Annotated in this window: 10 protein-coding genes; all 10 read left to right on the top strand. The window is 45.2% G+C overall.

Annotated features, from left to right (window positions below):
• Nucleotides 1-719: 719 nt before the first annotated feature.
• A complete protein-coding gene (locus ASG85_RS31155) occupies nt 720-2078 on the top strand; it encodes an ABC transporter substrate-binding protein (RefSeq protein WP_057306609.1) in 1359 nt (452 codons plus the stop codon).
• Nucleotides 2079-2187: 109 nt separating this feature from the next.
• Nucleotides 2188-3141, top strand: coding sequence for a carbohydrate ABC transporter permease (locus ASG85_RS31150; protein WP_156396936.1), 954 nt, complete (start codon nt 2188-2190; stop codon nt 3139-3141).
• Nucleotides 3138-4019, top strand: coding sequence for a carbohydrate ABC transporter permease (locus ASG85_RS31145; RefSeq protein WP_057306608.1), 882 nt, complete (start codon nt 3138-3140; stop codon nt 4017-4019). The genes ASG85_RS31150 and ASG85_RS31145 overlap by 4 nt, the downstream gene beginning before the upstream one ends.
• A 13-nt stretch (nt 4020-4032) precedes the next feature.
• Nucleotides 4033-6753 (top strand): alpha-mannosidase, encoded by a 2721-nt coding sequence (locus ASG85_RS31140; RefSeq protein WP_060648825.1) that lies wholly within the window; start codon nt 4033-4035, stop codon nt 6751-6753.
• Between the two features lie 19 nt (nt 6754-6772).
• Entirely contained in the window at nt 6773-7690 is a 918-nt protein-coding gene (locus tag ASG85_RS31135) for a class II fructose-bisphosphate aldolase (protein ID WP_060648824.1), read from the top strand.
• A gap of 771 nt (nt 7691-8461) precedes the next feature.
• Nucleotides 8462-8767 carry an MBL fold metallo-hydrolase gene (locus ASG85_RS39655; protein WP_057306605.1) on the top strand — a complete coding sequence of 102 codons (306 nt, stop codon included), beginning with the start codon at nt 8462-8464 and terminating at the stop codon, nt 8765-8767.
• A complete protein-coding gene (locus ASG85_RS31125) occupies nt 8704-9186 on the top strand; it encodes an MBL fold metallo-hydrolase (RefSeq protein WP_162257297.1) in 483 nt (160 codons plus the stop codon). The genes ASG85_RS39655 and ASG85_RS31125 overlap by 64 nt, the downstream gene beginning before the upstream one ends.
• Before the next feature lie 35 nt (nt 9187-9221).
• Nucleotides 9222-11657 carry an alpha-mannosidase gene (locus ASG85_RS31120; RefSeq protein ID WP_060648822.1) on the top strand — a complete coding sequence of 812 codons (2436 nt, stop codon included), beginning with the start codon at nt 9222-9224 and terminating at the stop codon, nt 11655-11657.
• A gap of 14 nt (nt 11658-11671) precedes the next feature.
• On the top strand, nt 11672-14266 hold the full coding sequence (locus ASG85_RS31115) for a glycoside hydrolase family 2 protein (RefSeq protein WP_060648821.1): 2595 nt from the start codon (nt 11672-11674) through the stop codon (nt 14264-14266).
• Between the two features lie 183 nt (nt 14267-14449).
• Entirely contained in the window at nt 14450-15256 is an 807-nt protein-coding gene (locus ASG85_RS31110; RefSeq protein WP_057306601.1) for a DeoR/GlpR family DNA-binding transcription regulator, read from the top strand.
• The last annotated feature ends 140 nt before the right edge of the window (nt 15257-15396 follow it).

Below are 15396 nucleotides of genomic sequence, written 5' to 3'. Positions count from 1 at the left end.
AGGTTCTGTTACCTGAGTTACACAGAGTGAGTTGTGAGTACATTTATTCGGGTTTTTGGTTATTTGTTCGATGAAGAAAGGAGATAAGGAGCATATCTGCCTGTCCTTGCCTGGCATATATGAGGGAAGTTGTACAGCGTACAACAATTTAGCTGTTTTTTTCGCATTAAGCTGTAGTTGTTGTATTTTGTGCAACAGTTTAGCCGTATTTTCATTCTACGGAGCTAATTTAAGAAAATTTGTTGTATTTATTGCAACAATCGCGGAGTTAACGCGAATTTACACGCCAATTATTGTACAAATTACAACAATGCTATCCTTGGGTCAATCATGGCTTTAGCGAGAGAATAGCAGTTGGGAAAAGTTACTTTTAACTTAGCTTGCTTCGACCAACGAGGCATAACCTCACTTATTAAAGGATTGTAGAAATCGATTACAATTGAAAACCTGCATAGCATCAATTCAAGCAACAAAAGTCCAATAAATAGCAATCATAGGAGTTAGTGGGCAAATAAATGTGGCTTCTAGTGGGATTTAACAAATGCATCACAAAAATTCACTTGAAAGCGCTTATAAATTTGTTGACAATGTAGCTTTTGTTGGTATTATAAGTGTATAGGCTTCAAAAAGCCACATTGCAAACGCTTTATATTGTGGGATTGTTGATATACAATGTGGCATTGGTTGTCTAACCATTTAATTAGGGGGAATGAAACCGTATGAAGAGAGCAAATAAATCCATGTTGGTCCTACTCAGCACAGCGCTCAGCACCGGATTAGTGTTGACTGCATGCAGCACGGATAAAACAGCTAGTTCAAGTCCAAGTGCAAGTGCTGGAACTGGTGCAAGTCCAGCTGCTAGTGCCGCAGTAGAGAAGCCGAAGGGGAAAGTTACACTGGATTTTTGGACTCACTGGGGTTCTACAACACGTCGTCCTATTATTGAGAAAATTATTAGTGATTTTAATGCTTCTCAGGACCGCATTACCGTGAAACATACGTTCTTACCTTATGGAGATGGTTGGACGAAAGAACTTGCAGCCATTGCTGCAGGTAATCCGCCCGATGTCATCATTCACGATATTAGCCAGGTTGCTCAACGTGCCAGCAAGAAGCAAGTAACGAATCTTACGCCTTACTTAGCGAAGGATAACATCAAAGATCGTTTCTTCCCGCACTTATATAGTGCGATGCAATATAAAAACGAAGTTTATGCTTTACCATTTGTAACAGACACTCGCGTATTGTTCTATAACAAAGCCATTTTTAAAGAAGCAGGACTCGATCCAGAGAAACCGCCAAAAACATGGGCTGAGTTGGAAGAGTACTCCAAGAAAATCGATAAAATCAACAACGGTAAAATTGAGCGCTTAGGCTATCATCCTCGCTTAGCAGGAGGGCAAGATGTGTTCTTGAACAACGCGGATGGCGGAAGACCTTGGCTGGACGACAAAGGTATTTATATCAATTCACCTAACCGGATTGCTGCACTCGAATGGTATAACAGCTGGGATGCTCGTCTAGGCAAAAAGGAAGTTGACGCTTTCAAAGCTAGTTTTGGCAGTAAAACGAACGATCCGTTAATTGCTGGGAAATTAGCTATGAAAATTGATGCGGGCACATTCTGGACACAAATCCGTGACTTTGCCGCTAAGAAAGAAGACTTTGGTATTGCTGCAGTACCTGAATACAAAGCAGGAAGCGGAAACTGGAGCGTCGGTGGAGGCTTTACCATTGAAATTCCGTTTGGCGCTAAGCATCCTGATGAAAGCTGGGAGTTCTTGAAATACATGACGGATGTGGATGCACAGAAATATTGGGCGCAATTCAACTTCGATAACGTATCCAATATTAAAGCATCCAATGACCCGGATTTGATCAAGGATCCAATTTACAAGTTTACTGTTGATAACTTGAAAGATACTGTGCTTGCGCCAGTACCAGTAACAGCACCTGATTTTGCTAACTTGATGAATCCACAAATTGATGAGGCGATTCTAGGGAAGCAAAGCCCGAAAGAAGCCTTGGATAAAGCTCAGAAAGCGGTTGAAGACTTGGTTAAGCAAAATACAAAGTAAGCTTTAGAACATAAGGGTGGAGTCGTAGTGTATTACTGCTCCACCCTTTTCTCATAAGCAGAAGATTTTAATTGTCAGATATAGAAAGAAATGTTAAGGAGGGACACATGTGAATCCCCAAGTGAATAAGGTTATCCATCCGAAAAAGAGAAGAAAGTGGTCTTTGGACAAGAAAGAAGCGCTAGAAGGCTATGGTTTCGTTGCCCCGTGGTTTATTGGTTTTCTGATTTTTACAGCAGGTCCTCTGTTGTTCTCTTTATACGCTAGCTTTACGAACTATGACATCACTTCACGTATGGACTTTATTGGTTTCGACAACTATAAACGCATGTTTACAGAAGATCCTTTGTTCTGGAAATCACTCCGAAATACCCTTTACTATGTTGCTCTTGCCGTTCCGTTAACCACTATGGGCTCTGTGATTCTTGCCGTTTTACTGAATGTGAAAATTCCCGGCATGCGATGGTTTCGGACGATTTACTACCTGCCAACTGTCTTGTCCGGTGTAGCTGTTTATATGCTTTGGATGATGCTGCTTAACCCAGAATCAGGTCTCATTAATACGGTGCTTGGTTGGATTGGAATTGAAGGACCGGCTTGGTTGACGGATCCTGCTTGGACGAAAAATGCGATTGTCATGATGAAAATGTGGGCAGTCGGCGGAGGGATGCTGCTGTTTCTAGCGGCGTTGCAAGGAGTATCCGATCATTTGTATGAAGCAGCTGAAATTGACGGCGCATCCAGCATTCGCAAGCTTTGGCATATCACGGTGCCGATGATTACGCCTGTTATCTTCTTTGATGTCGTTACAAGCTTAATTGGCGGCTTCCAAATTTTCCAGGAAGGTTATGTCATGGCAGATGACCCTGGTGCTCCGGGATCTCCTGCGAACTCCCTCTTGTTTTTCAATCTTCATATGTTCCTGAAAGCTTTCAAAATATTCGATATGGGATATGCCATGGCCATGGCCTGGTTCCTTTTCATCATCGCAATTATCGTTACCATCATTAATATGGTGATGTCGAAATATTGGGTTCACTACGAAGGAGGAGATTCGCGATGACTGTCGCTGCAGCTGTAAATAAGAAATCATACTATCAAAGCCGCAAGACCAAGCAAAGGATCTCCAAATGGGTCGTAACCTTGATTCTCATTGTCGGCAGTTTGTCTTTTCTCATGCCGTTCTGGTGGATGATTCAAACATCCTTGAAATCATTGACAGAAGTGGTAACCTATCCGCCGACCTGGTTTCCTAAGAAATTCGAATGGTCCAACTATAAAACGGCGTGGGAAGCAGGGAATTTTGCGAGATATTCGGCCAATTCGCTGTTAATCGCTACAACCGCGGTGCTTGCGCATGTAATCTCAAATTCATTCATCGCTTATGGATTTGCAAAAATTCGCTTTCCCGGGAAAGGGCTTTTGTTCTCCATCATTCTTGGGACGATGATTATTCCGGGATTCGTAACCCTCATTCCACAGTACATTTTATTTTCAAAATTGCATTGGGTGGGGACTTACTTGCCCTTAGTCATTCCAGGTTTTTTCGGAAGCGCCTTTCATATCTTCCTTATACGCCAATTTTATTTAGGAATTCCCAATGATTTAGTTGAAGCAGCGAAAATTGACGGCGCAAGCCACTTGTATATTTGGCGCTCGATTATGCTTCCGTTGGCTAAGCCGGCACTCGCTACGGTGGCAATCGGTACTTTTACAGGAGCCTGGAACGATTTCCTTGGACCGCTGCTTTATGTAAATGATGAATCAAAGTATACGCTGCAGCTTGGTTTACAGGCTTTCAAGGTCAGCTCGGGCGTTAGCCAATGGCACTTGCTGATGGCGGGTTCGGTGATGGTCATGATTCCGGTTATCGCAATATTCTTCATTTTCCAAAGATACTTTATCGAGGGAATGAACATCAGCGCCGGTACGAAAGGGTAAGGAGGATAAAAACTTGGATCGCAAATATCGTGTGTTTATTTATCATCATACCCATTGGGATCGGGAGTGGTGGGCGACGATGCAGGATTTCCGCATCCGCCTGGTAGAGCTTATCGATGAACTGCTGGATACGATGGATAACGATCCGGAGTTCCGCTGCTTTTTGCTCGATGGTCAAACGATTGTCTTGAAGGATTATCTGGAGATTCGGCCGGAAAATCAAGAACGTCTTCTGCGTTATATCCATGAAAACCGGATTCAATGCGGTCCATGGTACATCTTACCAGATGAGTTTCTCGTCAGCAGTGAGGCGCATGTGCGTAATTTGATGCTAGGTGCACGGATGGCTGAGAAGCTTGGCTATACGAACTTGGATGTCGGTTATATCCCGGATACATTTGGTCATATCTCTCAGATGCCGCAGATTCTCCAAGGCTTCGGGATTGATAATGCGATGGTCTGGCGAGGGCTCGGCGGAGCATCACCCGAATTTAAACAAGAGTTTCTGTGGGAAGCTCCAGATGGCACGCAAGTGTTCACGTACTGGTTCCCGGATGGCTATTATATGGTGGATTTTCTCCACTTTGACAATCCGCTCAAGACTTATGACGAAACTTACGGCAGAGTCCGTAAATCCTTGGAACGCTGGGCTCCACGGGCAACGACGGATTGCTTGTTAATGCCCTATGGCGGTGATCACAGGCTTATTGATGCGCGATTGCCGCGATTAATGAAGCAGGTGGGCGAAGATTTACAAGAAATCGCGGAGCTGCATTGGGGAACGACGAAAGATTTCATCGAAGCCGTTCGCAGTCAGAATCCTTCATTAGAAGTTATACATGGCGAGCTTCGTCATTTTGGCGTAGATTTACCCCATGTATTGCCCGGTGTATTGTCAGCACGTCTATATTTGAAACGACATAATTTCATCGGACAGCTGGCATTGGAGCGCTACGCGGAGCCTTTCTCAGCGCTTGCTTGGCTAAGCGGCCGCAAGTACGAATCAACCCTGCTGTGGACTGCATGGGAGCTTCTTGTCCAGAATCACCCGCACGACAGTATTTGTGGATGCAGCATTGACGAAGTACATCGGGAGATGCTGCCAAGGTTCGCACAATCAAAGCAAATAGCTGACATTTTGACCGAGAAAAGCATCCAACACATCAACAATCAAATTGATACGAACGATTTGGAAGATGGTGGTTTGGCGATTGTTATCCATAACTCACTCAGCTGGACGCGTGACGACACGGCAACCGTATGGGTGGATCGAAAGCTTACGGTTCATCCAAGAACCTATAGGCTGGAGGATTCGGAAGGGAATGAGGTTCCTTTTCAGGTGAAGGAAGTCAGCGGTATGAAGCCTATGACGGATAAACATTTTTATACGGAAATAAGTTTTCCAGCTGTAGATCTTCCCGGTTTTGGCTATAAGACCTACTCATTGCATAAAAGGGAAGCAGCATGCGATCCCAAACAGGTGTTTTTTAACGCCCTGCTGCCATCTGCCAAGTTGAAAGGCAGCGAAGCTGTAACTGATTTGCAGATCGGACACCATATCTTGGAAAATGCGTTACTGCGAGTTGAAGTGAATCAACAAAACGGCACGCTGCGCATTACCGACAAACAAAGCGGCCTTATTTATGAAGGTTTAGGCGCCTTTGAAAGCGGAGGGGATGCTGGAGATACCTATAATTATGCAGCCCCATTAGTTGATCGAGTGCTCCGCACGACGGAAACTCCTGTCAGAGTACACGTTTCAGCAGCTGAGGTTGGTTATGCGAGAGGAACGCTTCAAGTGGACATCGATTGGTCCTTGCCGAAGAAACTTAGCGGAGACCGATTAAGCAGAGAAGCTGCCTACACAGAATATCGGATTACGAATTATGTGACGCTTGCCGCAGGATCCGCAAGAGTGGATGTGCGCACGGCGTGGAACAATCAAGCAGAAGACCATCGACTACGGGTGTTGTTTCCGCTTGGTGAGAAGCTCAAGGTTTCACATGCCGAAGGGCATTTCGATGTTGTGGCAAGAGAAGCTGCTGCCCAAGATCACGGCAATGGTTGGCCGGAAACCTATGTACAGCAAAAGCCTCAGCAAGGCTTTGTCAGTGTGAGTAGCAGAGATAAAGGAATGACTGTAGGCAATAAAGGGCTGACCGAGTATGACATGCTTGATGATGAGCAGGGAACGCTGGCTATCACTTTATTAAGGGCTGTAGGCTGGTTGTCCCGTGAGGATACGCTAGTTAGGATTGGCGGAGCAGGTCCTGAAACACCGGTACCTGATGCGCAGAGCCTCGGGTTCAATGAAGCAGAGTATGCGATCTTTGTTCATAAAGGAGATTGGCTGGAATCCCATATATCTCCAAGGGTACATGAATATTTAACTGCTAGCTTCGGATCGATAACTGGGAAACATGACGGTGTTTTGGCAAAGAAAGATGGTTGGCTGGAGATAGAGGGAAATCATACCCTTATGCTCAGCGCCTGCAAAAAAGCGGAGAAGTCAGATAGCCTTATATTGCGATTCTGGAATACAGCTAAAAAAGCTACCTCAGCAAAAGTAAGAATGAAGATAAAGCCTGATCAGGTACGCTACGTGAAATTGAATGAACAGCCCATAGATACGAAAGATCTTACTATGGATGCCGATGGGGCATTCACAGTTCATGCAAAAGGTGCCGAAATCATTACGCTTGAAATCAGCTTTCCATCTGTAACAACCAAATAGATAAAAAGGAGAGATCACCATGAATACTGAATTAAGACCCAAAAACGTTATTACACTCAAACAAGCCTTAGAGGTAGCCGAAAAATACGGGTTCGCAATTGGCTCGTTTTCCCCTCGATATACACCGATGATTACGCCCGTTTTGAGGGCTGCCGAGAAGATGAAATCTCCGGCTATTGTTCAGATATCTCATAAAGAACTAATCCGATATGGGATTACACCGAAGGAATTCGCCGATGAATTTTATGAAAAAGTGGTAACGGAAGGAATAACCGTGCCCCTAGTCCTGCATCTTGATCATACTAAGGAATTGGAAACCATCGCTCTTGCGATTGACGCCGGCTTCACCTCTGTCATGATTGACGCCTCTGAGAAAAATTTAGAGGACAATATTAGCACCTCCAAAGAGGTCGCAGATTATGCCCATGCGAAGGGTGTTTCCGTTGAAGCGGAGCTCGGCATGATCGGAACGACGGATTTCGTGGAAACGGATAAAGATGAGGAGCTGTATACCGATCCTCTGGAAGCAAAACGATTCGTGAATGAAACGAATATTGATGCATTGGCGGTTTCCTGTGGGACAGCCCACGGCGTGTATATGGTTAGACAGCCTAAGATCGACGTCGCTCGATTGCAAGAAATCCGTTCTCTAACACCCGTACATCTTGTTCTTCATGGCGGTTCCGGTGTGCCTGCCGAAATGATGGAAGGAGCCATACGCCTTCCAAGCGGCGGTGTGAGTAAAGTGAATATCGCAACGGACTTGGAGCTAGCTTTCTTGGGGGCATTGGAACGGGAAGAGAGACTAACCAATGAAGAATGCAAAGCATTGGAACCCTCTCTTTTGGAAAAGGGGAGAGCTGCAGTTGAAAACACGGTCATCGATAAAATGATTCATTTCTTAGGTAGCAAAGCGCAGGCTGATCATTTTGTTTAAAGTGATAAAGGCATAAATGACTGAGGATGGGAGCTTATACCTTCCTATGTGAAGCTCAAGAGTGCCTAAAAGATGATGGATACCTCCCTCCGGCATGCTCAAGTGAGCCTAGAAGACGAAGGATTCCAATTTAAGCCACCTCCATTGCCAGATTTATATGGTTTGGGTTCTGTTTAAAGTGACAGTTTTGCCCCATTGGGATTGTCGAACTAGAAGGGTGGGAGCGCCTCATCTAGGGGAAGTCTATGGGCTCGGACGAGAACAAAGGGAACGACGATGCGTTATTTTGTAAAATAACTGTTTTTTCGAGCGTTGAGGGAACATGGATGCGTTATTTCGTCATTTTGGGCTGAATGACGGCTTTCAAAGCGGAAATAAGTGATTGACGTTCCGTTTCGCTAGTCGAATAGCGACTTTCTAGGTAAATAACGCATCGACGATCCCTTTCATGAGGGTTTTGGGAGGCATGATCCCTTTTCTCGAGGGTTTGGGAGGCATGTGCCCTTTCATGAGGGTTTGGGCATCATAATCCCTTTTCATGAGGGTTTTGGGCATCATGATCCCTTTTCTCGATGATTTTGACGGAATGTTTCCTGTCTCAAGGGTTTTGGATGGTATGTTCCTTTCTTGAGGTTACTGGATGGTAAATCCCTTTTCTCGAGTGTTCTGCATCGTATGTTCCCTATCATGAGGGGGTACCGCTAAAGAAGTTGAACAACACGATACCTATGGCCTAGCCCCGGTTATCTTCTAATAAAGGAGGATCCTCAAATGTCTAAAGCTGTTAAACTCGCTGAAGATTTCTATGTTGTATCTGGCGATAAGCTAACTCATCCGTGGGATGCGAGTGCTTATTTGATTACTGGCAAAGAGCCTGTGTTAATTGACTGTGGAGGTGCAGATGGCTATCCGGCGTTAAAGCGCAACTTAGGGGAGCTTGGCGTGCAGCCGCAAGATATTACGAAGGTGATTGCGACTCAGGTCACTGGGATCATGTATCCGGATTTGCACAGTTGGCGCTGGAAAGCAGAACTGAGCTTTGGATTCACGAGGCTGATCGAGAGCAAGTGGAGATAGGCGATTACCATCGAACAGGTGCTTTTCTCTATGGTAAGTCTTTTCCTGCTTTGCAGGTTCATCGGACGCTAATTGACGGGGAGATGCTGCAAATAGGCAGGTTCACATTAGAAGTTATACATACACCAGGTCATTCTCCTGGGAGTGTATCGCTGCTGCTTATGGATGGCATTCACAAGATTCTCATCGCCGGTGATACCATGTGGGGAGGCTACCACGTCAAAGTAGGATCTGATATTGAAGCATGGGGCAACTCGCTGGATAAGCTGTTGACTTATGATTTTGACTTGATGACATTCGGTCATTTGCCTCCGACGTTGGTCTATGACGCCAAAACGAAAGTGTCCGAGGCACGGAAGCAGCTAGGTGTTTATTTTAACCCATGGTTCAAGCCCATGTATGAGACTTTCCAATATTGATTTCACTCCAATAACCAATAAAGGTAGGGGAATTTATGAAACAGAAGAAACTTTACATGATCGGGAATGCCCATCTGGATCCAGTTTGGCTTTGGCAGTGGCAGGAAGGCTTTCAAGAAACGAAGGCAACCTTCCGGTCAGCTCTCGATCGCATGAAGGAATATGATGATTTTATTTTCACCTCGAGCTCCGCTGCAAACTATGAATGGGTTGAGAATAACGACAAAAAAATGTTTGAAGAGATTAAGGAACGTGTACGTGAAGGCCGCTGGCAAATCGTGGGCGGATGGTGGGTGCAACCAGATTGCAACATTCCCGGAGGGGAATCGTTTGTTCGTCAAGGCTTATATGGCCAGCGTTATTTCAAGGAGAAATTAGGCGTAACCGCGAAGGTGGGTTATAACGTCGACAGTTTTGGACATCACGGCATGCTGCCGCAAATTTTGCTCAAAAGCGGAATGCCTTATTATATTTTTATGCGTCCCATGCCGAATGAGAAAGGCTTGCCAGGACGTCTATTTCACTGGGAATCGGATGATGGCAGCCGCGTGCTGACTTACCGGATTCCATTTGAGTACTGCACATGGGGCAAGGACCTCGAGAAGCATGTTCGCCGTTGTATGGAGGAGCTGAAGGATCCTTTTGGCAATTTGATGGTCTTCTACGGGGTTGGCAACCATGGGGGAGGTCCAACGAAAGAGAACATCGACAGCATCAAACGGATGAATGGGCTGCCTGAATTTCCGACGATGGAGATGGCTGCGCCGAATGAATTTTTCGCCGATATGGAAGCTATGCAGCTGCCGATTCCCGTCGTCCACGACGATCTTCAGCACCATGCCAGCGGTTGTTATGCCGTTCATTCGGGCATCAAGCATTGGAACCGTCAAGCTGAGAATAAACTTCTAGCGGCTGAAAAATGGTCCTCATGGGCTGAATTAAGAACAGGGCAAGCTTATCCAACGGATTTTCATCGAGCATGGAAAAATGTGTTGTTTAACCAATTCCATGATATCCTTGCCGGGACTAGTCTTGAATCGGCTTATGAAGATGCTCGCAACATGCATGGAGAAGCGATGACGATTGCCGAGCGTGGTTTGAACTATGCGATACAATCAATTTCCTGGCATATCGGCATTGAACAGGAAGATGGCATGAAGCCAATCGTTGTATTTAATCCTCATTCTTGGGAAAGCACCGTTAATATCGAGTTAGAAATTGGCGGCATCAAAGATACGACGATATTGGTAGATGAGAACGGCAAACAGGTGCAGTTCCAATTGGTGCAATCTCAGGCAACGGCTGGCGGCAGATACCGTCTTAGCTTTATTGCCCAGCTGCCGTCCATGGGGTATCGGGTGTATAAGGTACTAACAGCTTCGCAGGAAACCAAATTGGCATCACAATCTATTAAAGCGAACGATTATGCGTTGGAAAATGATAGATTCCGACTGGAATTTGATCCAAAGACAGGCTTTATCTCCAGCTTATTTGATAAAAAAGTAAATGTTGAAGTATTCCGCGGGCCCGCGGCGAGACCCGTCGTTATCGAAGACAAGTCAGATACGTGGAGTCATAATGTTTTTCATTTTAACAATAAGATTGGTGAATTCATTGCGACAGGCGTTCAGCGCGTTGAGCATGGCCCGGTTAAATCAGTCATCCGAGTCACAAGTGAATATGGCAGCTCCAAGATCGTGCAGGATTTCACCTTGTATAAACAATTGGGCTATATCGATGTCAAAGTGACAGTGGACTGGCGTGAACAGTTTAAAATGTTGAAATTGGTATTCCCAATTAATTTGGTATTTACCAAACAGACATATGAAATCCCATACGGCTTCAAAGAACGGGAGCATAATGGCGAAGAAGAGCCAGGCCAAAGCTGGGTAGATTATGGCGGTATTTTGCGTGATATTGGTGAGCACGGAGGGACTTCCTATGGTGTTTCCCTAATGAATGATGCGAAATACAGCTATAGCATTATGAATAAAGAGCTGGCGATGACGGTGATTCGCAGTCCGATTTATGCCCATCATGATCCTGTAGTTCCCGAGCCTCAAGGACACTATTCCTTCATCGATCAAGGCATTCAGACGTTTAATTACAGACTGCTGCCGCATCAAGGAAGCTGGGAGCAGGCTGGAACGGTCAAGCATGCACTGGAGCTAAATCAGCGTCCGATCACGATCATCGAAACCTATCATGAGGGAGAGCTTCCTCAAAAGGATTCTTATTTGAACGTAAATAAGGATAATATCATTCTCAGTGTAGTGAAAAAAGCCGAAGAAGGCAGCGATCTGATTATTCGTGCTTATGAAACAACGCGAGAAACGACCGAAGCGACCATTCATTTACCTCACTTGGATCGAGAAATAACAGCCAAATTCGGTCCTTGTGAAATTAAAACCTTCCGTGTTCCTTCCGATCCAAGCCTTTCGGTTACTGAGACGGATCTAATCGAGTGGTAGGGTGGGGATCTGCGATGGCAATAAAGCAAATTAGTTTGAACGGAAGCGATTGGCTCTTCAAAGACTTCTTGGGTGAGGACTGGATATGGCGAAATGCAGAAAAACCCGATTCCAAAGATAGTCGTTGGTGGAGGAAAGGGACGGTTCCTGGAACTGTCCTCTATGATCTATGGCAAAATGGTGAGGTTTCGGACCCCTATTTTGAGCGTAATAGTTTACTGGCAGAATGGGTGCCTGAACGAACGTGGATTTATAAAAAATGGTTCGACATCGATGCTTTCATCTTTGGTCAACGCGTTCAGCTTCATTTTAAGGGTGTTGATTTTGAGGCGCAGTTTTTTCTGAATGGTGCTAAAATAGGTCATCACAAAGGCATGTTTACGGCAGCCGTATTTGATGTCACGGACACCCTTCATTATGGAGGGGCGAACCTATTGTCTGTTGTGATTGAAAAAGCACCGGACGAACAACCGCAGGTTAGCAAAACAAGCTATGTTCGCGAACATAAAAGCCGGATGACGTATTGGTGGGATTTCTGTCCGCGCATGATTCATCAAGGGATATGGGACGATGTGTATTTGGAAGTCACGGGTCCGATTCGTATCGAGGATATTTATGTGAGGTCAACACTTTCCAATGATTTTCAATTAGCAAAACTTACGATAGATTCGACGCTTTCCTCTAATAAACAAGCGGAAGTACGTCTGGAGACTTGCATTTTTTCAGGAGAAGAGCAAGTTAGTTCTGTCGTATCCGATCACTTCATAAGTGAGGGAGAAACCAAGATTAGCTCCACTGCACAGGTTAACCATCCACGTCTATGGCAGCCGAACGGTTCGGGTGAAGCCCATTTGTATCGGGTCCGAATTAACGTGCTTGAAAGGAAAAATGATACTGAGGGACGTGCCGACAGTCTGCTTAGCACCGACAAAGAAATAACGTTCGGCATTCGAACAGTGGCATGGCATCGGAATGAAACACCTGATCCTACGGCAAGGCCTTATGTACTAGTGGTGAATGGGCATAAAACGTACATTAAAGGCTGGAACTGGGTGCCTATGGATGTTATGTATGGTAGAGAGCAGGCGGCTAAGCTAGAAAGACTATTAACGTTAGCCAAGCAGGCAGGAGTTAATATGCTGCGAGTATGGGGTGGAGGGCTAATTGAGAAGGATGCCTTCTATGAGCTTTGCAATCGTTTCGGCATTATGGTTTGGCAGGAATTCATCCAATCCAGCTCTGGGATTGCGAACAAACCGAGTGAGGATGAGGCTTTTATCACGATGATGGTACAGGAAGCCGAACAAATCATTCTGAGAAAGAGAAATCATCCTTCTCTTGTGCTGTGGTGTGGAGGCAATGAACTGCAGGATAGCGATGATCGGCCGCTTGACGATACGGAGCCTGTATTGGGAGCCCTTAGACAAGTGGTTGAAACACTACATCCTGACGCACTTTGGCTGCCGACATCGCCTACCGGCCGATGCTTCTCGAATACGCTGGACAACATCGATCAGGATCCAACTGGGCAGCATGACGTGCATGGCCCTTGGGAGTTTCAGGGATTGTCGCAACAGTATGAGCTCTATAACAAAGGAACCTCACTGCTCCATAGTGAGTTCGGCGTAGAGGGAATGACGCATTTAAAGACGCTGAACCATACGATTTCTGAGTCTAATCAGTGGCCAGCAACCCGGGATAATCCTATTTATTTTCACCGAGGCTCCTGGTGGATTAATGAGCCTATGATTCAGTCATCCTTCGGAAATGAGCTTCGTAATCCGGAGGACCTCATACGCGCAAGTCAGTTTCTGCAAGCAGAGGGACTTAGGTATGCGGTAGAATCTAATCTTCGACGGATGTGGCAAAATAGCGGAACACTCCCATGGCAGTTCAATGAGCCATTCCCGAATGCTTATTGCACTTCCGCGCTTGATTACTTTACGAACCCTAAGCCGGTTTACTATGCGATGGCTAGAGCCTATCAAACTATACAAGTTTCAGCCAGCTTTGCGATGATTGCATGGGAAGGTCAAGAAACTTTCAAGGCGGATGTATGGGTTGTTCAGTCAGATAGGATAGAACTTGGAGAGTTAACCTCGCAGTGGTGTTTAGTTGGAGCAAGCGGACACATATATTCGGAATTCCAGTGGCAAGGAAAAGTGGCGCCAAGTGCTGCCACAAGACTTGGGGAGTTTGAACTGTCCCTCCAGCAGCTGCAAGAGGATGTGTTCTACTTCCGCATCAATCTTGTAAACGCCGCGAAGGAAGTCATCAGCAGTAATTGCTATCCATTTAGTGTCACAGCTAATTTGGTGCCGATGTTAGTACTATCACAAACCAGCATACAGGTGGAGAAAAAGATTTCCGAGGAAGGGGCATTCTGGCAGCTTCAACTTACGAACGTAGGCACACAAGCAGCCTTTCTAGTCCATCTAGAGGATGCTCGTCCGGTAACTGCAGAAGGATATGTTTATTATACGGATAATGACTTCTCTTTACTCCCTGGTGAAAGCAAGTCGATTAACGTCCAGTGGAGCTCCATTCCTGAAGCAGACAGGAAACTGGACATATCTGCTTGGAACAGCCCGGTTCAGAACATTTTATAACGGGTAGGACTTAATAACCTCTTTTACTGGAGGGTTTTTACGGGGAACTCTCTTGACAACCCTACTAAGAAGAGCGATATTAGAATTTGCATATCTTCATTGAGAAATCCCCAATCAGAAATCCCTTTCTGATTCGGAAACTAATAGTGTAAAGGTATTCGAGGATTAGAGGGGGATCAAATTATGATTGCTATTCATCGCAGAACCAAAATAAAAGAAATTCTCTTCCAAGAACGCAGTGTTAAAGTAGCTGATTTGGTGAAGGAATTCAATGTTTCCGAAGAAACCATACGCCGCGATCTGAACCAATTGGAGCAGGAAGGCATCATTCAAAAAAATTACGGCGGCGCCATTTTGATGGAAGAATTGCAAAATAATTCACAAAACATTCCTCCAGTCGAGCAGCGGAGATTCCAATTTTACGAGGAGAAAGATGCGATCGGGAAAATGGCCGCTTCGTTGGTGGAAGGCAATCAAATCGTCATATTAGACGCTGGCTCAACAACCTGGTGTGTGGCGCGTCACCTAAGAAATGTGCCAAAGCTGATGGTAGTTACGAACGGAACAGATGTCGCGGAGGAAAGCAGTCATAATGAAGATGCTTCAGTCTTTGTCATTGGCGGGAAGCTAATTAAGAAATCAATGAGTCTTGTTGGTCCCCAAGCGGAATTAGAGCTGCAGAAATATAATGCCGATTTCTCCTTTTTAGGCGCCTCTGGGATAACCATTCGTAAAGGTTTTACAAGTTCTGATCTCTATGAAGCGGAAGTAAAACGGGCCATGATATCGGCAGGACAAAAGATTGTCATTGTTGCGGATCACAGTAAATTCGAGCGGCAAGGTTTGGTCTCCTTTTCCAGCTTTCAAGATGTTGATATTCTGGTTACTAGCGATCTAGTAGAACCCAGTATTCTTGATGAAATCCGCCAGTGCGGAGTGCAGGTGATTGTTTGTCCCGTGAAGGAATTGATCCTAAATGAAGATGAATGAGAGTTAAAGTAACAGTAAAAAATAGTGGGTAGTCCAATAGAAGCCTTAAAGGCTTCTAGGACCCCCGCTTTTTTTGTTGATTGCTATCTTGGTGAATGGAAAATGTAGATTTAAAACAGATGAATCTAGTCATCGATTAG

Source organism: Paenibacillus sp. Soil724D2, assembly GCF_001427935.1.
GTDB lineage: Bacteria > Bacillota > Bacilli > Paenibacillales > NBRC-103111 > Paenibacillus_E.
This window is presented reverse-complemented; position numbering and strand designations above follow the sequence as displayed.

Coding starts and splice junctions, on each gene's coding strand:
- ASG85_RS31110 (WP_057306601.1), top strand. CDS start 14,450: ATGATTGCTATTCATCGCAGAACCAAAATAAAAGAAATTCTCTTCCAA.
- ASG85_RS31135 (WP_060648824.1), top strand. CDS start 6,773: ATGAATACTGAATTAAGACCCAAAAACGTTATTACACTCAAACAAGCC.
- ASG85_RS39655 (WP_057306605.1), top strand. CDS start 8,462: ATGTCTAAAGCTGTTAAACTCGCTGAAGATTTCTATGTTGTATCTGGC.
- ASG85_RS31155 (WP_057306609.1), top strand. CDS start 720: ATGAAGAGAGCAAATAAATCCATGTTGGTCCTACTCAGCACAGCGCTC.
- ASG85_RS31145 (WP_057306608.1), top strand. CDS start 3,138: ATGACTGTCGCTGCAGCTGTAAATAAGAAATCATACTATCAAAGCCGC.
- ASG85_RS31120 (WP_060648822.1), top strand. CDS start 9,222: ATGAAACAGAAGAAACTTTACATGATCGGGAATGCCCATCTGGATCCA.
- ASG85_RS31115 (WP_060648821.1), top strand. CDS start 11,672: ATGGCAATAAAGCAAATTAGTTTGAACGGAAGCGATTGGCTCTTCAAA.